The sequence below is a fragment of the Bradyrhizobium sp. USDA 4516 genome (assembly GCF_054055915.1).
The window spans coordinates 6581874-6603444 of record NZ_JBSRXT010000001.1; the positions used below are offsets into that span (position 1 = coordinate 6581874).

Consider the following 21571-nt stretch of genomic DNA (forward strand, 5'->3'; position numbering starts at 1 on the left):
GGCGTCTTCGCATTCTTGCGGCGATGAGTCTTGCGCAACGAGGCGTAACGCAACCGGTTCCTGGAGGGACATGATGAGGAAAGTGAGTTTGATCGGAGCTCTCGCAATGCTGGCCATTGGATTGGCCGGCTTCAGCACGCCGTCGCTGGCTGAAACCGGCTCGGTCGCCGTCATCTTCACCAAGGGTGGATTCATCGTTGGTGTCGGAGGCGGCGAGGGCGTCTTGACGCTGCGCGGTAAGCACTATCCGTTCACGGTGTCGGGCATGAGCGTCGGCTTCACGATCGGCGCCTCGACCACCAAGCTGGTCGGGCGCGCCCTCAATCTCAGAGGGCCTGCCTCGATCGAAGGCTCCTACAGCGCGGCAGGCGCCGGTGGGGCGATCGCCGCGGGCGCCGGCGGCGTGCAGCTTCAGAACGCCAATGGCGTGATCCTGCAGCTCAGCGGCCCGAAGGTCGGCGCCGAAGTCTCGGCCGCCGTGGGCGGGGTTTCCATCCGCTTGAAGTAGGTCCAAGGGAGGCCGGCCGCGCGCCCTGCGCGGCCTGTCCTCTCAGTAGCGTTCCTCGACGAACTTCATTCCGCGCAGTCCGGCCTGATCGTTGTAGCGACCCTTGTTGGAGCGCTTGGGGAGCTTGACCTTGTCGCGCTTGACCCGTCCGTGAGGAATTGTCTTCAGCAGGAACGAGATGCAATTCAGCCGCGCCCGCCGCTTGTCGTCGGAACGGATGACGTTCCAGGGCGCGTGCTTCGAGCTCGTCGCCTCGAACATCAGGTCGCGCGCGCGGGAGTAATCATACCAGCGGCGATAGGATTCCGTGTCCATCGGGCTCAGCTTCCATTGCCGCATCGGATCGTCGATCCGCGCCCTGAAGCGGCGCTCCTGCTCCTCCATCCCGACCTCGAGCCACAGCTTGATCAGGATGATGCCGCCCTCGATGATGTATTGCTCCATCTGCGGGCAGAGGGAAAGGAATCGCTTGTGTTCCGCCGGCGTGCAGAACCCCATCACATATTCGACGCCCGCGCGATTGTACCAGCTGCGATCGAAGATCACGATCTCGCCGGCCGCCGGAAACTGCTGCATGTAGCGCTGGATGAAGAGCTGGGACTTCTCACGATCCGAGGGCGCGGGCAGGGCGACCACGCGAAACACGCGCGGGCTGACCTTCTCGGTCAGGGCCTTGATCGTTCCGCCCTTGCCGGCCGCATCGCGTCCCTCGAACAGGATGATGACCCTGAGCTTGTTCGCCTGTACCCAATCCTGGAGCTGGCAGAGCTGGGCCTGCAGCTTCTGCAGCTCTTCCTCATAGTCCTTGCGCTTCATCTTCTCGGTCGGCTTGTCTTTCGCCATGGATATCCGTCCATCGTTTCAACTAATCACCCCAGGCAATGACAATGCCGATGTCGCCGGGCATGCCGCCGGGGTAATCAACGATCTGATAGCGGATGCGGTAGCCGCGCGGCTGCAGGTAGTCAGCCCAGAGCTGGTATATTTCCTTAGGGATACCCGTCAGCGTCTTCTCCCAGCCGGCCTCCATCTGATTGATGGCTCGCCCCTTGTCGGAGCACAGCGAGTTCGGGAAGCGATAGACCTGGACCTCGCTCAAACCATTGCGGACCGCCCGCTGAATCACCGTCGACGCCAGCTTGACCTTCTCGTCCTCGGTAAGCCCGGAGGGCTTGCTCAGCCGCTCGATCAACGCGCGCTTCTCGGCTTCGATAGCAGCCGCACGCTTGGCATGCTCCTCGGCCTTCTCCGCTTCCTTGAGCGCTGCCTGCTTCTGGATCTCGTGCGCCTTCGGGATCAGGTCATCGATCTTGTTTCGCATGGCTGGGGACTCCTAACCCGATCTTCCACCTTGCCCCCGGAACGGTAGGGATGAGCCGACCGGCTTCCTTGATCCAGATCAAGCAAGCGCGATAGGATCGTCAGCAGTGTCGATCAGGATTCGCCTGCGGTGTTATTGCGACCGGGAGACTTGGCTTGAGCGAACAGATGCATCCGGCGGCCCCCCATCATCTGCCGTTTTTCATTCCCGGCGCCGACGGGTCGGACACCCTGATGGTGGTGATGGGCATTTTCCTCGTAGCCACCGTCTTGTGGGTTGGCACTCTGTACTGGAAGCTGCACAGCCTGCCGGAGCGCATGGCGCACAAGAGCCAGAAACTTCAGTTTGAGATCGTCGCCGTTCTCGGCTTGATATCGCTTTTCACCCACATGCATATCTTCTGGGTCGCCGGCCTGTTGCTGGCACTCATCGACCTGCCGGATTTCGGCACGCCGATGCGCAGCATCGCAGATTCCGTCGAGCGCATAGCCGACGCCACGCCGGGCGCTGCCGAACCGGTAGCCGAATCCGGACCTGGCGGCGGTCCCGATGTCCGGACGCCCGCGAAGCAAGAGGTGCACAACCATGCTTGAGCTGATGATCTGCTCGCTGGTGACGATCCTGCCGGATTACCTCTACCGCCGCTATCGGCAAGGCAAGCGGTTCGGCAAGGAGATCACGTTCTTCTCTGTCTGGTATGAACTGAGATGGGGGATCACCGGCTGCCTGATGCTCACGATCTCGCTGATCACGATGATCTTCTACTTTCATCCCTCGACAACCTCGGCGGCGATCTACTTCAGGACCGTGCCGATCCTGCCCGAAGGCTCCGGACGTGTCGTCGAGGTCAATGTCGGCTTCACCGCGCCGGTGAAGAAGGGGGACGTTCTGTTCCGGCTCGACAGTTCGAAGCAGGAGGCCGCGCTCGAGACCGCCAAGCGAAAGATCGCCGAGGTGGATGCGTCGTTGATCGCGGCGCAGGCCGACGTCGTAAAGGCGGACGCTCAGATCGGGGAGGCGAAGGCCTCCTTGCAGCAGGCCAAGGACGAGCTGGAGGTGAAGAGCGAGTTGCAGCGCCGCAATCCCGGCATCGTGCCGCAACGTGACATCGAGAAGCTGCAGGTGCTGGTTGATCAGCGGCAGTCCGGCGTCGATGCCGCCAGCGCCGTTAAGGAATCGGCTGCGTTGCGGGTCTCCACGCTGTTGCCGGCCGAGAAGGCGAGCGCCGAGGCCGCGCGGGCGCAGGCGCAGGTGGATCTCGACAAGACTTTCGTCCGTGCCGGCGTCGATGGCCGCGTCGAGCAATTCCTCGTTCGCCCCGGGGACCTCGTCGCCCAGATCATGCGGCCGGCCGGAATCCTGATACCGGACGAAGCGGGCCGCAACAGGTTGCAGGCGGGATTCGGGCAGATCGAGGCCCAGGTGATGAAGCCCGGCATGGTCGCGGAAGCCACCTGCATGTCGAAACCCTGGGTGATCATTCCACTGGTCGTCACCAGCGTGCAGGATTTCATCGCCGCCGGCCAGTTTCGGGCCAGCGAGCTGTTGATCGACCCGCAGAATCTGCAACAGCCTGGTTCGATCCTCGTGTTCCTCGAGCCGCTCTACAAGGGCGGCCTTGACGGCGTGACGCCGGGCAGCACTTGCATCGTCAATGCCTACACCAGCAACCATGACGAGATTTCCGATCCGAAAACCGGGGCGTTGAAAGGCTTTGCCCTGCACGCCGTCGACGCGACTGCACTCGTTCATGCATTGCTGCTTCGGATCCAGGCTCTGCTGCTGCCGATCAAGACGCTGGTGGTTAGTGGCCACTGACGGGTGCGAACAGGGAGACAGCAGATGAAACCGGTCCGTAAGCTTCGCGCAATCGTGGCGACGGGCGTGATCTTCGGATTGCCGGGTTACGCGCAGGCTTTCGATCTCACGGGTGCCTGGGCCACGAGCGCCGAGCAATGCCGAAAGGTGTTCGCCCACAAGGGCAGGGCGAACCAGCTGACCTTCACGAACTTCTCAGGCGTCTATGGCGGCGGATTCATCGCCGAGCCCGATCGCCTCCGGAGCAAGTTCGAGAACTGTAAGATCAAATCGCGCAAGGACGACGGCCAGACCATCAACATCATCGTCGGTTGTGCGTCCGGAATCATGGTATCGAATGTGCAGTTCTTCCTTAAGGCCGTCGACGACGATACCATTACGCGCCAATTCCCGGGCATCGAGGGGATGGAGGTCAACTATCATCGTTGCAAGATCTAGAGGCATCCGCTCCCCGCGCTGGCTCAGCGCCGCCGGACCGTTGTCGGCTGGCGCCGAACCGATCGAGTGATGCGCCGTGGATCCCAGCAGGTTGCCGAGGTCATTGCGCATCGCCCTGGTGGCCGGCCTTGTGCTTTTGGCGGGGGGTGCAAGCCTGTTTGCCTATCGCTGGTACGAGCGGCCGACGACCCTGACGATCGCGGTTGGGTCGCTGGACGGCGAGGCCGGGAGGCTGGTCTCGGCGATCGCAGGAAAGTTCGCCCAATCGAAAGCACCAGTCCGGCTCAGCCTGGTCCAGACGCCGGGACCGCTTGAGTCCGCCAAGGCATTCGCGTCCGGAAAGGTGGACCTCGCGGTCGTCCGTGGAGACGTCGGCGATCTATCGCAGGCCCAGGCCGTGATCGTGTTGGCCCACGCCACCGTCCTGTTGGTCGCGCCGCCCGGCGCTGCGATATCTGACGTGGCGGAGTTGAAACGCGTCGCGATCGGTGTGATCGGCGCCGAAGCCAATCAGAAGCTGATCAAGGTGCTGACCGACGAATACGATCTGACGCGCGCGGGCGTGACGTTCAAGCCGCTCGCCCCCGCGGATGCGCGCCGGGCGCTCGACACCAAGGAGGTACGGGCGATCCTGCTCGTCATGCCTTTGACTGAAAAATATCTTTCGCTGCTGCGCAATGTCTTCGCGCGCACCACGCGAGCCGGCCCGGTGATGATCGCCATCGAGTCCGCCGGAGCGATCGCCGAGAAAGAGCGCGCCTACGAAAGCTTCGACGTACCCAAGGGAACCCTGCGCGGCTCGCCGCCTGTTCCTGCTGATGACCTGACGACGCTCCAGACGTCGTTTTATTTGGTAGCACAGAAGAAGCTTGGGAATGACGTGATCAGCGACCTGACGCAGTCGATCATGAACGCGCGGCGAGAGTTGCTCGCCGAACTGCCGGCGCTCTCCCAGATCGCTACGCCTGATACCGACGCGGGCGCCTACATTCCCGTGCATCCCGGGGCGGCTGCGGTCTATGAGGGGACCAGGGAGAGCTTTCTCGATCAATGGGGCAATGCGATCTTCCTGGCGCCGATGATCGCAGGCGGGCTTGCGTCGGTGCTCGCGGCGGCGTGGAAATTTCTCCGCTCGAGCGAGGCACCGAGCCGGAAGGAGGCGCTCGACACGCTTTATGCACTGGCAGGGCGAATTCGGATGGCTAGGCGTGTGTCGGATCTCGAAGAGATCGAGCGCGAAATCGATCAGGTGCTGCGTACGCAGCGCGAGCAGCCGGTCGCGGACGACAAGGCCGAGCGTGCCGTCACGGCGGTGAACGTTGCGGCCCATCGGCTCGAGAACCTGATTCACGACCGCCGCATCCACCTTGCGTCGCGACAGCCGGGCCAGGCCGGAAGCCAGGTCGAAAGCTGAGCCGAAGGACAGTTTCCTTGATCTCGATCAAGGAGGGGAGGGGATCGTGGCCGATGCTGTCGACCGTTGGTGTCGATGGAGGTCGCGATGTTCCGTTGGGGCAAGATTCTGCTCGCGGTTGTGCTGGTGTCGGTGACGTCCGTTGCCGCATTCGCGCAAACGGCTGACAAGCCGCCCGCCCAGACCAGCCCGCCCGCCCAGGCTAGCCAGCCGGCTGCGGCAACCCAGCCGACCGATCAGCTCCTGAAGCCGGAACAGCTGGAAGCCCTGGTGGCGCCGATCGCGCTTTACCCGGACTCGCTGCTCGCCAACGTGCTGGCGGCGTCGACCTATCCGCTCGAGGTCGTGCAGGCCGATCGCTGGCTCAAGGAGCGCAAGAGCCTGAAAGGGGATGCGCTGAAGGCCGAGGTCGACAAGCAGGCCTGGGATGACAGCGTGAAGGCGCTCACGAGCACCGCCGACGTGCTCGCGATGATGAGCGACAAGATCGATTGGACGAAGAACCTGGGCGATGCCGTGCTGGCGCAGCAGCCCGACGTCATGGACGCGATCCAGCGGCTGCGCAGCAAGGCGCAGGCCAACAACAAGCTGGTGACGACCAAGCAGCAGAAGGTCAGCGTCCAGACCCAGGAGAACAAGCAGGTCATCGTCATCGAGCAGACCGATCCGAACACCGTCTATGTGCCCTATTACGATCCCGCCACGGTCTACGGCGCGTGGCCGTATGCCGCGTACCCGCCGTACTATTTCGGCTATCCGTCCTATATCGGCGCCGGTGTTGTCGCGGCAGGTCTTGCTTTCGGCGCCGGCTGGGCGATCGGGCGCTGGGGCAATTATTGGGGTGGCGGCTTCAACTGGGGCAATCGCAACGTCTATGTCAATCATCGGACCACCAACATCGCAAATGGCTGGCAGCACAATCCGGCGCATCGCCAGGGCGTTCGCTACAACAACAGCAATGTCCAGCAGCGCTTCGGCGGCAACGCCAATCGGGCCGGTGCCAGCGATCGGATGAATTTTCGCGGCCGTGACGGTCAGCAGGTTCTCAATCCGGGCGATCGCCAGGGTGCAGATCGCGCAGGTGACCGGGCAGGAGACCGCGGCGGCGACCGTGCGGGTGATCGCGCCGGAGATCGTGCGGGAGATCGCGCTGGAGACCGTGGAGGCGACCGCGCCGGAGACCGTGCGGGCGATCGCGGCAAAGGCGGTGACCGTGCCGGTGCCGCCGATCGCGCCAAGGGCGGCGACCGCGCCGGTGCCGGCAACAAGGCCAAGGGCGGCGGCGATCGCGCCAAGGCCGCCAACCGCGGCAATGCCGGTAACCGCGCAGCAGCGGCGAATCGTGGCGGTGGCAGTCGCGGTGGCGCCATGAACGTATCGTCCGGGCGGGCAGCTGCGGCGGCATCGGCGCGCGGGCGATCGAGCATGGCCAGCATGCCGCGCGGCGGCGGCGGCGCAAGTTTTGCCGGCCGTGGCGGGGGCGGAGGCGGCTTCCGCGGTGGTGGCGGAGGTGGCGGCTTCCGCGGCGGCGGCGGCGGTGGACGACGCTCCGACATCGCGCTCAAGCACGATATCGAGCTGCTCGGACATCTCGCCAACGGCCTCGGCTACTATCGCTTCAGCTATCTCGGTAGCAGGAAAGCCTATGTCGGCGTGATGGCGCAGGAGGTCGAGCAGGTCATGCCGGCGGCGGTGACGCGCGGCGCCGACGGCTATCTCAGGGTCTATTACGACAAGCTTGGGCTCAAGTTCCGCAGCTACAACGACTGGCTTGCGGCCGGCGCGAAGATTCCATCCCCGTCGGAGGCATCACGATGACAGGCCCCTCATACTCGCGACTGGATCGTATTGCCTCCATCGGCATGGCCGCGGCAACAGCACTCGCCTTGCTGCTGTCTCCTGCGCGCGCCCAGCAAGGCTTCCCCAATCCGGAAGACGCGGCGTCCGCCTTGGCAACCGCCGTCAAGGCCGGCACCAGCCGGGCGATGCTGAAGGTGCTGGGCCGCGATGCCGCCGATATCATCGAGTCGGGCGACGATGTCGCCGACGCCAATGCGCGAGAGAGCTTTCTTTCTGCCTACGACGCCAAGCATTCGATCAAGGCTGACGGCAACAAGAAGGCCACCTTGATTTTGGGGAGGGACGATTTCCCGTTCCCGATCCCGCTCGTCAACAACAATGACGGCTGGAGTTTCGACGCCGCCGCGGGGCGGCGCGAAATCCTCTACCGCAGGATCGGCCGCAATGAGCTGGCCGCGATCCAGACCAGTCTTGCCTATGTCGACGCACAGAACGAATACGCAGAGAAGGATCGCGGCGAGGGTGTGGGCGCCTATGCGCAGCGCATCGTCAGCAGGCCGGGCAAGACGGACGGGTTGTTCTGGCGCGACGACAAGGATCCAAGCCCGCTCGGCGAACTGGCGGCCCAGGCCGCCGCGGAAGGCTACAAGGTCGGCGAGCAGAGCATGCCGTACCACGGCTACTACTATCGGATCCTGAAGGCACAGGGCTCCGACGCCCCGGGCGGCGCGCTGAACTATGTCGTGAAGGGCAAGATGATCGGTGGATTCGCGCTGGTCGCCTATCCCGCCGAGTACGGCAATTCCGGCGTCATGACCTTCCTGGTCAACCACGCAGGCACGGTCTATCAGAAGGATCTCGGCTCACGCACCGATTTCCTCGCCAAGCGCATGATCGCTTTCGATCCGGATCAGACCTGGAAGAAAGTGGATCCGACAAATCCCTGAGCGAGGAGGGGGCTGCAGTGACGCGGTCCATGATCCGTTCCGTCGTACTGGCGCTTGTCGCGATGGTCCTCTTGGTCGCGCCATGCTTCGCGCAGGCCGTCGGCCACGTCCAGGTCAAGTTCGTGAAGGCGGCGCTCGTCGTGGGCGGCGGCGGCGGCAGCGGCACGTTGACCTACCGCGGGCGGCACTATCGGTTCATCGCGTCCGGCTTCAGCCTCGGCGTGAGTGCCGGTGCGTCGGTGACCTGGCTGGAGGGCACCGCCTCAGGCATCAGGGACGTCAACGATTTCGCCGGCAGCTACGCGCTGGTCGGAGCAGGTGGCGCATGGGCTGGTGGCGTGGGCGGGGTGAGCCTGCGAAATGAAAACGGCGTGGTTCTGATGCTCAAAGGGCCGAAGGCAGGGCTGGAATTTGCCGCCAATCTGGGCGGGCTCACGATTTCGCTGCGCTGAGCTCGGGCTCGATTCGCCCTGCCTCAGATGGCCGCAGGTGGAAGGTGCCTCCGCCGAGCGACGACCGGCGTCCGGGGTGCGGCACTGAGCGATGGATTGATCTATCTCAAGGCCGGGTCCGAGGCGCAGGTGCAGCTTGCACCTGACGGGAGGCGATACGTCATCCAGATAACCGGGAGGTCTAAGCATGTACCGGCACATTCTCATTCCGACAGATGGGTCGGAACTGGCGGAGCATGGGGTGAAGCACGGGTTGGCGCTGGCGAAATCCCTCGGAGCCAAGGTATCGGTCATCTTCGTCGTTGAGCCGCTCTCTGAAATCGGAGGACGGTACCGTGAGCTGCTCGCGAGATTTGCCGAGATACGCAAGGAAGAGGCCACGAGCGCGCTGGATCGCGCCGCACACGCGGCCAGGGAGGCCGGTGTGCCCTGCGAGACAAGCCAGGTCGAGAGCGGGCAACCCCATCAAGCCATTATCGCAGCAGCCGAGAACAAGGGCTGCGATCTCATCGTCATGTCATCGCACGGGCGCAGCGGGCTCTCCATGCTGCTCATCGGCAGTGTGACAAATAAGGTGCTGACGCAAGCAAAGACTCCGGTCCTTGTCTGTCAGTGAGCGTGCAGATCGCTGGATGGAAAGTACTGTGCATGGAGCTTGGGAGAAATCGAATGAACAAAATCGCTGTGTGCCTGGCTCTTGCCGGTGCGACGCTATCCGGCCCGCTGCAGGCGCAGACGAGCGTCGATATGGCGCGGATAACTTGTTCGCAATACCTCGCCATGTCCCCGGGCGATTCTTCCGTATTTTCTGCCTGGATGAGCGGCTGGTTCAATCAGAAGAAGGGATACGTCTTCGTCGATCTCAACGCGTATGCGCGAAATGTCGCAAGCGTGAAGGCGTGGTGCGCGACCAATCCCACTCAGACCGTGATGGCCGGCCTTGAGCGCTCTACGGCCGGCCAGTGATCAAACAGGATTGGAAGATAACAATGAAACCATCGATTCTTGCCGTTGCGACCGTTGCACTGCTCGCCACGAGCGTCGTGGCCAAAGCCCAAGTCGTCGTCGATCTGTCCCTCATTACCTGCAAGCAACTGCTGGAGTCGGACCAGGAAAGACAAATGCTGATCAGCTCCTGGATGTCGGGCTATTTCAGCGCATCGAAGAACCTGACCGTCGTCGATTTTCGCTACGTCGAGCGAAACGGCAAGGTCATCGGCAAGTACTGCAAGTCGCACAAGACAGACACCGTGATGAATGCGATGCAAAAGAACTGGCGCTGACCATCGTCGCTGCGATCGCGCAGGCAGCGGACAGCATCCTTGTCCTTCTCGGGTCGGAGGTGAAGCCGGCGATGCCAACGGTCGGCAGGCTTGTGGTTCACTCGCGCTTCCGATCGAATCGCTTGTCCCTCAACTCGGGCCGTGGCGCCCGTATTTGTACGGTCCGGGCCCTTGACCAAGGTCAAGGCGCGGCCACCGGCCAGATGGTGTGTCGCTAAGGCTGTTTGCTCTTGCCCGGTGTCGCGGTGTCGGCCATCTGGTATGTCACTTATGAGATTCGCCGACGTGGTCTGCTGGCTCGAAGGGCGCGCAGTCCTCGCGAGACCAGGACATTTGCCAGCGAATCGGAAGCCAAGGCGTTCGCACGGTCAAAACTGGACGAAGGGCTGGTCGTGTTTGCCGGCACCATCAATCCGCACCTCCCCAGGCAATTGATCCCCTCGCAGAACATCGCCGATTGGCTCGTCGAACAGTGAGTCGGCTCCGGCGCTTCCTCTCCGGCAGCACGAGCTTCGTGCTGCACCGAATGTTGAAAGCACAGCCCAAGCACGGTGTTGGTTTGCCCTTGAGTGTTGCCATTTTGGCACGCGCCTTTTCGTGACTCACATCTAGGCTTCGATCACTGCCCCGATTGGGCGAGCGCAAGGACTGCTGTTCTCGATTTAACGCGAAGAGACCCGGAGATCATTCCATGAAGAGATTTTTGCTTTCTGTCGCCGCGATTATCGGCATGGCCACGCCGGCGTTGTCGGCTGACATGGCCGTCAAGGCGGCGCCTGTGCCGGTTCCTCCGCCGGTCTACAACTGGACCGGCTTCTATATCGGTGCGAACGGCGGTTGGGGTGAGAGCCGCACCTGCTGGGATTTCCTCCCCGCCCTGGGAGGTGTCGTGGCCGACGGGTGCAGCTCGCGCTCCGGTGGCGTTTTCGGCGGACAACTCGGCTATCGCTGGCAGGCAGGCCAGTTCGTGTTCGGCCTGGAAGGGCAGGGTGACTGGGCGGACCTGAAGAGCTCGCGCCTCAGCCTGATCGATCCGAGGTTCTCGACGACAACGAAGACCGACGGACTGGGCCTTTTCACCGGCCAGCTCGGCTGGGCCTGGGATGCCGCGCTGTTCTACGTGAAGGGCGGTGCAGCGGTCACCAGCAATCGCTATGACATCTTTACCACGGTCGGCGGAATCGGGGTCGCGTCGGCGACATCGACCCGTTGGGGCGGTACCGTCGGCGTGGGCTTCGAGTACGGGTTCACCCCGAACTGGTCCGTCGGGCTCGAATATGACCGTCTGTTCATGGGCGATGCCAACAACACGTTCTCGGTGGTCAATCCCATCGTGGCCGGCGCCGCCAACCGGATCGGACAGGATGTGGATCTGCTGACGATCCGCCTGAACTATCGGTTCGGTGGGCCGGTCGTCGCCAGATACTGATCTCCCTGGATGGATGTAATTTGGGCCCCGGCATTCTTGCCGGGGCCTTTCTTTTAGTTTTGGCGGCTACCGGACCAAATGTCCGAAGTGCGGCAAGCGCCGCTGTCAGCGCTTTGCGGCTGCGCCCTTCGCTGCTTCGTAGGCGTCGCGATAGCCTCTGGCGATGGTCCGAACACCGCGCCCGATATCGTCATAGACATCGTCGGGCAGGTTCGCGAGCGAGACGCGAAGCGACCATTCGGGCGCATCGAATCCGCCGCCGTTCAACAGCACGATCCCGTGGGCTTCAGCCAGCCTGAACGCGAGGTCCAGCGGATGGACGTTCTTCTTCAGGTATTCAACCGCCTCGTCGCCGATATTCTTTCGGGCCCAGAACTCGAAATCAATCAGGGCGTAGTAGGCATCATAGCTCGGATTCGGGGTCAGCTTGTCGGCAAGCCCGAGGCCATCGAGCAGCGACCACAGGCGCTTGTTGACGATCTCCATGCAGGCGGCCTGATAGGCCTTCTTTTCGTCCATCATCTCCGCGAGCGAGAACAGGCTCATCATCACCTGCTGCGGCAACGACAGGCCCGCAGTGTGATTGAGCGCCACGTCGCGGCTGTCGGCGACGATGCGGTCGATCAGCTTGAGCTTGCGCGGTTCGAGCGTGAGCGGCCCGTAGCGCTTGTCGAGCGCCTTGACGGCCTCGTCCGGGAGCTTGGCGATCATCTTGTCGAAGATGTTGTCCTCGTGGATGGCGATCGCGCCGAGCCGCCATCCCGTGCAGCCGAAATACTTCGAATAGGAGTAGACGCCGATGGTGTTGTGCGGCAGCTCGCCCAGCAGCGAACGGAACCCGTGCACGAAGGTGCCGTAGACGTCGTCGGTGAGGATCATCAGGTCGGGGCGCTTGGTCCTGACCAGATTGGCCAGCTTGGCAACCGTCTCCTTGCTCAACGCCATCCCCGGAGGGTTGGACGGATTGACCACGAAGAAGGCCTTGATCTTCGGATCCTCCAGCTTCTTGATCTCCTCGTCGGTGAACTGGAACTTGTTCTCCTGCGGAGCCCTGATCTGAACCACCTTCAGGTCGTAGTCTTCCAGGTGCGTCATCTCGATGTAGGGCGTGAAAATCGGCGTCGCCAACGCGATCGTATCGCCGGGCACCAGCAGCCGGTTGGCCTTCAGCGACTTGAAGAGGTAGCACATCGCCGCCGTGCCGCCCTCGACCGCATAGATGTCGAATTTTCCGGCCGGCCGGGGCTCGCCGCAAACCGCCCACATCAGGTATTCGTGCACGATCTTTTCGTTGTGCACCAGCATGCGGTCCGGCACCGGGTAATTGTCGCCGATGATCGAATCGACCAACTCGTGGACGAAGGCGTCCGGGTCGAAGCCGAATTTCTTGACCGCAAAGGGCAGCATCTCGGTCAGGAAGCTCGCACCCGGCATGTCCTTGTGCTGCTTGAGCCAGGCTTCGAACCGGCCGGCGATGCCGCTTGCCTGGGGCATGCCGCCGATGCCCGCCGGGTGCTCCATCACCCGCTTGCTCTCGGTGATGGCGAATTGTCCCAGCAGGAAGAAGCCTTCGCGCGGCGTCGTGGCCACCCAGTTCGGATTGCCCCGCCCGGCGTTCAGGAAGGGCATCTGGCTCCGCTTCGAATTGCTCTTGGCGAGGTTGATCAGCTCGTCCTTGATCTCGAAGGGGCTCAACGCCTCGAATTTCTTCAGGGTCAGAAGATCGGCCATTTGACACTCCCGGGGCGATGCGTGCTGTTGGAATGGAGGCGACAGGCTCCGTTGCCTGCGCAATCGCGCGCAGCATGATCGGCGACCGGTTACGAGCCTTGATCTATGTCAACGGTCACGCGCAGGCGATGCGATGCTGCGACGGATAGTCGCTCACGATGCGAGTGCGCGGCACATGTGTGGTGTCGGCAAGATCATGAAATCGCGAGGCTCTCGCAGCTGCGGTTGACATAGATCAACATCCTGCTCGCCAACCGCCGTCTGATGTCGACCGATACGGTTGCTCGCCCTTTTCGGCACCCCCCGCACGAGATCGAAGCGGTCGCACGCCGAAGCCCCGGGACAGCATGAACGGGTGACATCATGATCGATTGGCTCTTCCAGACGCTCCGCACCTATCCCGAAATTGCGATCTTCCTCTCGCTGGCCCTGGGCTACTATTTCGGTTCCTTCACCTATAAGGGGCTTGGACTGGGCGCGGTCACCGCGACACTGGTTGCCGCTGTCATCATCGGCCAGATCGGGATCACCATATCAGGGCCGCTGAAACCGTTCTTCTTTCTGATGTTCCTGTTCGCCATCGGTTATGGCGTCGGACCGCAATTCGTGCGCGGTATCGCGCAGGACGGCGTCCCGCAGGCGATTTTCGCGGCCGTGGTCTGCGTCTTCTGTCTGCTGTCCGCCTATCTCGGCGCCAAGGTCGCCGGTTACGACGTCGGATCGGCCATCGGGCTCTATGCCGGCTCGCAGACGATCTCCGCGTCGATGGGACTCGCGACCGACGCCATCAATCGCCTTGGTCTGCCCGCGGACGAAGCCAAGAAGCTGCTCGATGCCATGCCGGTCGCCTATGCCGTGACCTATATCTTCGGCACGGTTGGGTCGGCGATCGTGCTGGCGCTGCTCGGACCAGCGCTGCTCGGGATCGATCTCGAAGCCGCGTGCAAGAAATACGAGGAGGAGCATGGCGGCAAGAAGGAGCTGGGCGGCCCAGGGACGGCCTGGCACCAGTTCGATGTGCGCGCCTATCGCGTTCATGAGCGCGGACCCGTCGCCGGCAAGACCGTCGGGCAGGCCGAGGCGCTGCTTCCCGATCATCGCATCTTCGTCCTCCGGCTCCGGCAAGCCGGCAAGATCGTGGAGGCAACCTCCGACACCGTGATACATGCCGGCGATGTCGTCGCCGTCGCCGGGCGCCGCGATGTGCTGGTGCAGCTGATCGGCGAGCAGGCCGAGGAAGTTGACGATCGCGAGCTGCTGGCGGTGCCGATCGAAGGTGTCGATGTCTACGTGACCAGCAAGGACGTCGACGGCAAGACGCTGGAGCAACTGGCCAAGGAACCGGGCGCTCGCGGCGTATTCCTGCGCAAGATCGCCCGGGGGGCGATCGCGACCGAGATTCCGATCCTGCCGAACACCAAGATCAATCGGGGCGACATCCTCACCCTGGTCGGCCGCACGTCCGATGTCGCTGCCACCACAAAGATGCTGGGCCGGCCGGACCGTGCAACCGATGTTGCCGACGTCGCCTTCATCGGGGCTGCGATCGCGATCGGCGCCCTGGTCGGCGCCTTCGTCTACAAGATCGGAAGCGTGCCGCTGACGTTGTCCACCTCCGGCGGCGCATTGATCTCAGGTCTGTTCTTCGGCTGGCTCCGGTCCGTGCACCCGACCTTCGGCCGCATCCCGTCACCCACCGTGTGGTTCATGAACTCGGTCGGCCTGAACGTCTTCATTGCCGTGGTCGGAATCTCCTCGGGCCCGGGATTTGTCGCCGGCCTGCAAAAGCTCGGCTTCAGCCTGTTCCTTTGGGGCGTCGTCGTGACCACCGTGCCGCTGATCCTGGCGATGTTCGTCGGCAAATACGTGTTCCGCTTCCACGACGCGATCCTGCTCGGATGCTGCTCTGGCGCGCGCACCACGACCGCTTCGCTGGGCATGATCAACGACCGCGCGAAGAGCCAGATTCCCGGTCTTGGCTACACCGTCACCTATGCGGTCGGAAACACGCTGCTGACGATCTGGGGCATGGTGCTGGTGATGATGATGACATAGCCGCGGCGCGGGACCGTGTTGAGACGATGTTGACCTGGCTGGCGCAATTTCTCGTTCGGTATCCGGAGCTCGCGCTGTTCCTGGTGATCGCCGCGGGCTACTGGATCGGAAGCTTCAAGATCGGCGCTTTCAGCCTCGGCCCGGTGACGGGCGCGCTGTTCGCAGGACTCGCGGTCGGCGATTTCGCGCATGTGCCCGTCTCCAGCATGACCAAATCGTTCCTGTTCCTGCTGTTCCTGTTCGGGGTGGGCTATTCGGTCGGTCCGCAATTCATGCTGGCGATGAAGCGCGACGGGCTGAAGCCGATGTTGATGGCCGTTGTCGTCAGCCTCACCGGGCTTGCGGCAGCGATCGTCGCGGCACGCGTGCTGCGACTCGACGCCGGCTTTGCAGCCGGGCTCATGTCGGGCGCGCTCACCCAAAGCGCGGCGATGGGTACGGCAACTGATGCAGTCAATGGGCTCGCCGTGACCGAAGCACAGCGCGCGTTGTTGGTCTCGCACATCGCGGTGGCCGACGCGGTCTGCTACATCTTCGGCTATGCCGGCGTGATCACATTCTGCACCCTGATCGTTCCGGCGCTGCTGAAGATCGATCTGAAGGCGGAGGCGCTCAAGCTGGAGCAGACCTTGGGCATCACGCGCGCCAAGCCCGGCCTGGCGTCTGCCTGGCGCAAATTCGAATTGCGTGCCTACCGGCTGGATGCTCAGGCGGCGATCGCCGGATTGTCGGTGGCCGCCGCCGAAGCTCGTGTGCCCGGGCAACGCGTGTTCATCCACCGCATTCGTCGCGGCGAGCGCATCTTGGAGACAGAGCCTGGAGCGGTGCTCGCGGCCGGCGATATCATCGCGCTGTCGGCGCCGCGCCAGACCATCGTCGAACTGATCGGACCGCGCGGCGAGGAGGTGGAGGACCGCGAGCTGCTCGACATCCCCGTGATCTCGGCGGACGTGTTCCTGATCAACCGGGAGCTCGCAGGCAGCAGTCTGCAGCAGGCGTCGGAACAGAGCTGGGCACGCGGCCTCTACTTGCGTTCGTTGAGCCGCGGCGATGAAGCTCTCCCCATCGCGGCCGGCGTTGTCCTGCAGCGCGGCGATATGCTTCGCGTCGTCGGTCCTGAATCGGTGGTGCAGAATGCAGCCAAGAGCATCGGCGTCATCGTTGAGCCAAGCACCAGCATCGATTTCGTGGTGCTGGGGCTCGCGATCTTCTTCGGCGGCCTCGTTGGCGTGCTCCTGAGCTTTTCGATTGGTGGCGTCACGATCTCGCTGAGCACCAGCGTCGGTACGCTGCTCGCTGGACTTCTTGTCGGCTATCTCCGCACACGTCTGCCGTATTTCGGCCGGATCCCCGATGGCGCCATCAGCCTGATGACGTCGCTCGGACTGGCTGCCTTCGTCGGCCTGACCGGGATCCATGCCGGTCCGGTCTTCCTCTCCGCCATACGGGAGTCGGGCGTCGGCCTGCTGCTGGGTGGCATGTTTGTAACCCTGCTGCCGCAGATCGTCGGCTTCTGTTTCGGCCATTTCGTGTTGCGCATGAACCCCATCCTCATGCTCGGCGCTTTGACCGGCGCACAGACGGTCACGGCCGCGATGGCCGCCATTCAGGAGCGTTCGGGCAGCTCCGTGGTGGTGCTCGGCTACACGCCCGCCTATCCGATCTCCAATATTCTGCTGACGACCTGGGGATCGATTATGGTCGTCGTTTTCGCTGGATGACGGGGCAGGGACGGCTAGCGCCTACCTCGCCTTTGAGAGCGGCGCACAAGCGAGCGTCCCCCTGGTCCGGACGACCGTATTCCGCCTGTTCCGAACTGAACCGCGGTTTCCAACGAGTCCCTGCGGCTGAAGGGTCAGCGCGCCCGGCGGGGCGAATCTCGAGATCCGGATCGATGCCTTGATGAAGTCCCTCTGCTGGCCGCGTGGCCCAGACTGCGCCGATGTTGCAGGGGACTAACGCGCATTTCAGAGCGAAACATGAATATGAATGCGGAGGCCGATGAGTAACCCAGCCGCAACGCGATCTCTGTGATCGGCAGGTCGCTGCCCAACAATTCGATAGCCTTGAGCAGGCGGAGACGCTGACGCCATGCACGCAAGCTCATGCCGACTTCGCGCTCGAAGTGCCGCGTCAAGGTTCGCGGCGACATGCCAATCTCACGCCCCCATCTCTCGGCGTGGCGCGGATTCGCAGGATCGGCGTAGAGGGTTTCACAGAGGGCCAGCAAGCCCGGGTGGGTGGGCCAAGGTAACGCTGCCGAGATCGGCGTCGCCCGCCGCAACTGATCGAGGATGAGCGCGATAACGCGGTCGGCGTAGCGACGATCCTCGCTTTTCAGCGACGCGGCTTCCACGATGAGCGTCCGCAGGAGCGGGGACACATGGATGACGGTCGTGCGCGAAGTCATGCCTTGGCTGGCAGCATTGGCGACCCAGAGGCTCCGGAATTCCGCTCCCATCAGCGAGCCGACCGAATGCTTCGTACCGGCCGGCAGCCAGACGGCCTGTTCCGGAGAAATGACGACGCGCCGTCCATCCGCCTTCACGGTGAGCGCGCCTGAGATCGCGTAGACCAGCTGATTCCAGCTGTGACTGTGTTCGGCGAAGTAGCTCCTCGCGGGAAGAGACTGCACCCGAACGATCAAAGGCTTCGGTGATCCGAGGCCCTGCGGGGCATCGACCGTCTTCCAGCCGGCATTCCCTGGCGAAATGTGACGTTTCATCGACATAAATTGGCAATCTGTAGAAAGAAAAGTCCAGCGATTTCTCCTTAACTCCGACGCGGTGATCCACGGCCCGGTGGATCGGCCACTGGTCTGATCGGCGACGTCCCATCGACGGACATCTAACGGCGGAGCAAGCCGCAACGTGAACTTCAATTTTTCCGTTCCCACCCATGAGGCGCCGACCGCCATTCGCCGCGAGCGCAACAATGTCGCAAGGCTGGTTGTCGCCCAGGCTTTCGCAGGCGCCAACTCCACGGTCGTCTACGCAACCGCGTTGGCGGCCGTGGTCGGCGACATGCTGGCGCCCACCAAGGCACTTGCGACGCTGCCTGTCTCGGTTTTTGTCGTCGGCATGGCTCTGTGCACGCTGCCGGCGGGCGTTGTCGCGCAGCGCTATGGCCGGCGCACGACATTCCTGCTTGGTGCAGGCAGCGGCGTCCTCGCAGGCTTGATTGCGGTCCTGGCGGTACTCAACGCGTCATTCCCGCTATTCTGCGCCGGGACCTTCTTTGGCGGCGTCTACGCGGCCGTGGTGCTCTCGTTCCGCTTTGCGGCGGCCGATTGCGCAGCACCTGAACGGCGTCCGCGCGCGCTCTCGGCCGTGATGGCTGCGGTGTGTTCGCCGGTGTGATCGGTCCACAGCTTGTGACGCACACCATGAATCTGTGGGCGCCGTACCTCTTTGCCGCGACGTTTGTCGGCCAGGCGGTGGTTGCGGCGCTCTCCGCGGTTATTCTGGCGGGCGTTGAGCTTCCTCCGCTGACTGCAACGCATCTCAACGCCGGAAGGCCGCTCGCTGTCATTGCCCGGCAGCCGCGCTTTATCCTGGCCGTGATCTGCGGGGTCGTCTCCTACCTGCTCATGAGTTTCCTCATGACCGCAGCCCCGTTGGCGATGAAGCTCTGCGGGCTGCCTCAGGAATCGGCCAATCTCGGTCTGCAGTGGCACGTCATTGCGATGTACGCCCCGAGTTTCTGGACCGGCCGCTTGATCACGCGCTTCGGCGCATCCGCGATCGTCGCGGTCGGGCTGGTATTGATTGCGGCCTCTTCGTCGGTGGGCCTGCTCGGGATCGATGTCGTGCATTTCTGGGCGACGCTGAGCCTGCTCGGGATCGGCTGGAACTTCGGCTTCATCGGCGCCTCCGCGATGGTTCTGGAGTGCCATCGTCCCGAGGAAAAGGCGCGCGTTCAGTCGCTCAATGACTTCGTGGTCTTCGGCACGATGACCGTCGGCTCCTTCCTGTCGGGCGGGCTGCTGTCGTCCTTCGGCTGGTCGACCGTCCTGATGCTGTCGTTCGCACCACTCGTCGCCGCATTGCTGGCACTCATCGGCTTTTCATACCGGCCCACCGCACGACCAAGCTAGCGTCTCGAGGAGAATCCACATGAGCGTAGCGGAAACCCCGGTTCAATATATGGAGCGAACGCGCCAATATTACCGTGCCCTTGGTTACGACAACGACTATGTCTGGGCGAGGTTTGATGATGTCCCTTTCATCAAACCTGCCAAACTGTCATCGGATCTGCGTATCGCACTGATTACCACGGCCAGTCCGCCGGATTTTGACGGCGTCAAACGGGTGTGGTCGGGTGAGGTTTCGCCGCCGCCCGGGAAGCTGTTTACCGACAACGTTGCGTGGGACAAGGAATCGACCCACACCAATGATCCGGGCAGCTTCCTGCCGGTAGAAGCCGCTTTTGGATTGGTCGGCGAGGGCGCCCTTGTCGGACTGCCCCGGCACTTTCACGGCGTGCCGACAGAATACAGCCAACGGAAAACGAACGCGGAGGATGCACCTGAAATCCTGGCACGGGTTCGAAAAGACGGGGCTGATGCTGCGATCCTTTGCCCCCTTTGCCCCGTGTGTCATCAGACCGTAAGCTTGGTGGCCCGGCATCTGGAAGCGAACGGCATTCCGACGGTCATTGTCGGCTCGGCGCAGGATGTCGTGGAGCACTGCGGCGTGCCACGGTTCTATTTCACGGATTTCCCGCTGGGCAATCCTTGCGGGCATCCCTGGCGACCGGACATGCAGCGCGAAATCATGCGCCAGGCGCTCGCCCTTTTTGACACGGCGACGGCGCCGCGAACGACTGTGAAAGCGCCATTTGCGTGGAAGGAGGAGGGTTCCCTTTGGCGGCCCCGGTATGGAAGAGTAAATCCAGAGGATCGCGAGCGGCTGCTCAAGCTGGGTGACGAGCGCCGCCGGCGGCAAGCCAAGGCCAAGCAGGTTTCCATGGAGGGAGTGTCATCAAAATGACCGAGAGTTCGATGGGAAATCGGGTGGGCGTTCTTGAAGACCGGTACGGCAACCCCTTGAGCACAAGCTCTGCCGCCGCCCGCGACGCATATGTCGCCGGCGTCGACAAGCTGCTCTCGGCTGGGTCGGGGATTGACCAGGCATTCCGCGACGCGATCGCCGCCGACGAAGGTTTTGCTCTGGCGCACATTGCGCTTGCGCGAACCCTGCAACTGCTCGGTCGCGGCAACGAAGTCAAAGCGCCGCTCGAACGCGCGATCGCGCTGGCGCCTGCTACGACTTCGCGCGAGCAAGGTCATATTGCGATCTTTGCCAAGATCCTGAGTGGTCAAGGCGCTGCGGCGGTTTCGGCGATCGCCGAACATATCAAGCACTGGCCGCGCGATGCCATGGTGCTGGCACCGGCCACCGGTGTCTTCGGCTTGATCGGCTTCTCGGGCAAGTCCGGCCGCGAGGTTGAGCAACTGGCGATGCTGGAGCCGCTTGCAACCCATTACGGCGATGACTGGTGGTTTCGAACCGTGCTCGCGTTTGCCGAAATCGAGCTGCACAGGCTCGACAGTGGTTTCAGGAATATCGAGACCGCACTTCGTGGTTGTCCCCGCAACGCTCACGCTGCGCATATCAAGGCCCATCTGTTCTATGAGAAGGGACAGCGCGAGGAGGGGCTGGCTTATCTCGAGCAATGGAACGCCGCTTACCCGCGCGAGGCGCAACTGCATTGCCATATCAGTTGGCATCTTGCCCTGTGGTCGCTGGAGACCGGCAGGCGGGATCAAGCCTGGAAGATCTATCGTGAGGCGCTGCATCCGGGCGGCTCGTGGGGGCCGCAAATCAATGTCCTCACCGATTGCGCCTCGTTCCTTGCGCGCGCCGAGATGGCGGGCGAGCCACGATATCCGGAACTGTGGAGCGAGATCAGCCAGTATGCGGCGAAGTGGTTTCCCAACTCGGGGATCATCTTTGCCGACATGCACAGCGCGCTCGCCTTTGCAATGGCCGGCGATGCGGAGGCCTTGGCCAGGATCATCGAGAACCCGAAGGGACCCGCCGCGGACATGGTGGTGCCCATCGCGCGCGGGTTCGATGGTTTGGCCAAGGGCGACTGGACACGCGTCGTCGATGAGCTAACGCCCGTCCTGGCAACCCATGAAAGGGTTGGAGGCAGCCGCGCGCAGCGCGACCTGCTGGAATATTCCGTGACTTGCGCCTTGCTGCGCAGTGGTCGCGCCGACGAGGCGCGGCGGCTGATCGCGTCACGACGACCGCAGAATGCGGCGAGCGGCGTTCCGCTCGCGGGGTTCTGAACGTGTCCTGGTTTAGGACCTGCGCTGGTCAAGAGATCCGAAATGGAGAAGCGGTGGGTTTCGGATAGCGCAGCCTG

Annotated in this window: 21 protein-coding genes and 1 pseudogene; 18 read left to right on the top strand and 4 right to left on the bottom strand. The window is 63.1% G+C overall.

The features are described from left to right. Positions 1 to 73 precede the first annotated feature (73 nt). Positions 74 to 508 (top strand): hypothetical protein, encoded by a 435-nt coding sequence (locus tag ACVI1L_RS29865; RefSeq protein WP_057017289.1) that lies wholly within the window; start codon positions 74 to 76, stop codon positions 506 to 508. A 42-nt stretch (positions 509 to 550) separates the two neighbouring features. Here ACVI1L_RS29865 and ppk2 read toward each other — a convergent pair whose 3' ends face one another. Together ppk2 and ACVI1L_RS29875 are read right to left on the bottom strand one after the other, a co-directional pair. After that, entirely contained in the window at positions 551 to 1351 is an 801-nt protein-coding gene (gene ppk2, locus ACVI1L_RS29870) for a polyphosphate kinase 2 (RefSeq protein WP_456784544.1), read from the bottom strand. 22 nt (positions 1352 to 1373) lie between these two features. Beyond that, the gene (locus tag ACVI1L_RS29875) at positions 1374 to 1829 is read right to left on the bottom strand and encodes a hypothetical protein (RefSeq protein ID WP_057017151.1); all 456 of its coding nucleotides are present in this window, start codon (positions 1827 to 1829) and stop codon (positions 1374 to 1376) included. Positions 1830 to 1984: 155 nt separating this feature from the next. Here ACVI1L_RS29875 and ACVI1L_RS29880 point away from each other — a divergent pair, with 155 nt between their 5' ends. From ACVI1L_RS29880 to ACVI1L_RS29935, 12 genes are all read left to right on the top strand, one after another. After that, a complete protein-coding gene (locus ACVI1L_RS29880) occupies positions 1985 to 2422 on the top strand; it encodes a hypothetical protein (RefSeq protein ID WP_194295332.1) in 438 nt (145 codons plus the stop codon). Beyond that, the gene (locus tag ACVI1L_RS29885; RefSeq protein ID WP_253587210.1) at positions 2415 to 3647 is read left to right on the top strand and encodes an HlyD family secretion protein; all 1233 of its coding nucleotides are present in this window, start codon (positions 2415 to 2417) and stop codon (positions 3645 to 3647) included. Before ACVI1L_RS29880 ends, ACVI1L_RS29885 begins: the two co-directional genes overlap by 8 nt. A 24-nt stretch (positions 3648 to 3671) precedes the next feature. Beyond that, complete coding sequence (locus ACVI1L_RS29890) at positions 3672 to 4085, top strand: hypothetical protein (protein ID WP_057017153.1); 414 nt, start codon at positions 3672 to 3674, stop codon at positions 4083 to 4085. A 103-nt stretch (positions 4086 to 4188) separates the two neighbouring features. After that, positions 4189 to 5499 (top strand): TAXI family TRAP transporter solute-binding subunit, encoded by a 1311-nt coding sequence (locus ACVI1L_RS29895; protein WP_210262741.1) that lies wholly within the window; start codon positions 4189 to 4191, stop codon positions 5497 to 5499. 87 nt (positions 5500 to 5586) lie between these two features. Then, positions 5587 to 7317, top strand: a complete 1731-nt coding sequence (locus ACVI1L_RS29900) for a DUF3300 domain-containing protein (RefSeq protein WP_456784545.1) — start codon at positions 5587 to 5589, stop codon at positions 7315 to 7317. 44 nt (positions 7318 to 7361) lie between these two features. Next, on the top strand, positions 7362 to 8246 hold the full coding sequence (locus ACVI1L_RS29905) for a DUF2950 domain-containing protein (RefSeq protein ID WP_456785626.1): 885 nt from the start codon (positions 7362 to 7364) through the stop codon (positions 8244 to 8246). A gap of 29 nt (positions 8247 to 8275) precedes the next feature. Beyond that, the gene (locus tag ACVI1L_RS29910) at positions 8276 to 8698 is read left to right on the top strand and encodes a hypothetical protein (RefSeq protein ID WP_456784546.1); all 423 of its coding nucleotides are present in this window, start codon (positions 8276 to 8278) and stop codon (positions 8696 to 8698) included. A 187-nt stretch (positions 8699 to 8885) separates the two neighbouring features. Continuing rightward, positions 8886 to 9314 (top strand): universal stress protein, encoded by a 429-nt coding sequence (locus tag ACVI1L_RS29915; protein ID WP_456784547.1) that lies wholly within the window; start codon positions 8886 to 8888, stop codon positions 9312 to 9314. 53 nt (positions 9315 to 9367) lie between these two features. Then, entirely contained in the window at positions 9368 to 9664 is a 297-nt protein-coding gene (locus ACVI1L_RS29920; protein ID WP_229189089.1) for an HdeA/HdeB family chaperone, read from the top strand. Between the two features lie 23 nt (positions 9665 to 9687). Then, positions 9688 to 9981, top strand: a complete 294-nt coding sequence (locus ACVI1L_RS29925) for an HdeA/HdeB family chaperone (protein ID WP_456784548.1) — start codon at positions 9688 to 9690, stop codon at positions 9979 to 9981. A gap of 230 nt (positions 9982 to 10211) precedes the next feature. Continuing rightward, positions 10212 to 10457, top strand: coding sequence for a hypothetical protein (locus tag ACVI1L_RS29930; protein ID WP_157343962.1), 246 nt, complete (start codon positions 10212 to 10214; stop codon positions 10455 to 10457). 215 nt (positions 10458 to 10672) lie between these two features. After that, positions 10673 to 11410: an outer membrane protein gene (locus ACVI1L_RS29935; RefSeq protein ID WP_057017159.1), complete on the top strand. Its 738-nt coding sequence runs from the start codon at positions 10673 to 10675 to the stop codon at positions 11408 to 11410. Positions 11411 to 11515: 105 nt separating this feature from the next. Here ACVI1L_RS29935 and aspD read toward each other — a convergent pair whose 3' ends face one another. Continuing rightward, positions 11516 to 13141: an aspartate 4-decarboxylase gene (gene aspD, locus ACVI1L_RS29940; protein WP_168856808.1), complete on the bottom strand. Its 1626-nt coding sequence runs from the start codon at positions 13139 to 13141 to the stop codon at positions 11516 to 11518. A 363-nt stretch (positions 13142 to 13504) separates the two neighbouring features. Here aspD and aspT (ACVI1L_RS29945) point away from each other — a divergent pair, with 363 nt between their 5' ends. Together aspT (ACVI1L_RS29945) and aspT (ACVI1L_RS29950) are read left to right on the top strand one after the other, a co-directional pair. Then, positions 13505 to 15196: an aspartate-alanine antiporter gene (aspT, locus tag ACVI1L_RS29945; RefSeq protein WP_057017161.1), complete on the top strand. Its 1692-nt coding sequence runs from the start codon at positions 13505 to 13507 to the stop codon at positions 15194 to 15196. Positions 15197 to 15222: 26 nt separating this feature from the next. Continuing rightward, the gene (gene aspT / locus ACVI1L_RS29950; RefSeq protein ID WP_456785627.1) at positions 15223 to 16917 is read left to right on the top strand and encodes an aspartate-alanine antiporter; all 1695 of its coding nucleotides are present in this window, start codon (positions 15223 to 15225) and stop codon (positions 16915 to 16917) included. A 134-nt stretch (positions 16918 to 17051) separates the two neighbouring features. On the opposite strand, the gene ACVI1L_RS29955 is transcribed toward aspT (ACVI1L_RS29950), so the two are convergent. Continuing rightward, positions 17052 to 18077, bottom strand: coding sequence for an AraC family transcriptional regulator (locus ACVI1L_RS29955; protein ID WP_456784549.1), 1026 nt, complete (start codon positions 18075 to 18077; stop codon positions 17052 to 17054). 34 nt (positions 18078 to 18111) lie between these two features. Between ACVI1L_RS29955 and ACVI1L_RS29960 the strand changes: the two are divergent. From ACVI1L_RS29960 to ACVI1L_RS29970, 3 genes and pseudogenes are all read left to right on the top strand, one after another. After that, positions 18112 to 19292, top strand: a pseudogene (locus ACVI1L_RS29960) (MFS transporter). Between the two features lie 19 nt (positions 19293 to 19311). Beyond that, entirely contained in the window at positions 19312 to 20187 is an 876-nt protein-coding gene (locus ACVI1L_RS29965) for a glycine reductase (RefSeq protein ID WP_456784550.1), read from the top strand. Then, entirely contained in the window at positions 20184 to 21494 is a 1311-nt protein-coding gene (locus ACVI1L_RS29970) for a tetratricopeptide repeat protein (RefSeq protein ID WP_253623981.1), read from the top strand. The genes ACVI1L_RS29965 and ACVI1L_RS29970 overlap by 4 nt, the downstream gene beginning before the upstream one ends. The last annotated feature ends 77 nt before the right edge of the window (positions 21495 to 21571 follow it).